The 349-nt window shown below is 64.5% G+C and carries 1 protein-coding gene; it reads left to right on the top strand.

The features are described from left to right. On the top strand, positions 1-349 hold a 349-nt coding region (locus U5775_RS39175), incomplete at both ends, for a DUF3138 family protein (RefSeq protein WP_322063467.1).

The raw sequence follows: 349 nt of genomic DNA, 5'->3' as shown, positions 1-349 counted from the left end.
TTCGGGCGGCTACTTCTTCTTCGGCGAACTCGATGCGACCTACACGCTCGCGGACATCCAGTACAACGCGGAACTCGACTACGGACAGCAGCAACGCGCCGCGTTCAACGGCGGCAATGCGCAGTGGTACGGTCTCTCGCTGCTCGCGCACCGCAAGTTCAACGCACCGGTGGTGGGCCGCATGGGCGTGACCGCACGCTACGACGTGCTCGCCGACGGCAAGAACGGCGGCGGCGGTGGCGGCATCGCGCTCAACGGCAACGGTATGGACCCGTACAACGGCTTCGGCATTGGTTCGGAGTGCCTGGCAAATTCGCAGGCCAGCGGCGGCTATGGCTTCGAATGTCAT

This window comes from Paraburkholderia sp. J63, from assembly GCF_905220245.1.
Lineage (GTDB): Bacteria > Pseudomonadota > Gammaproteobacteria > Burkholderiales > Burkholderiaceae > Paraburkholderia.
The sequence above is the reverse complement of the archived record's forward strand: the minus strand, read 5'-3'. Positions and strand labels throughout refer to the sequence as shown.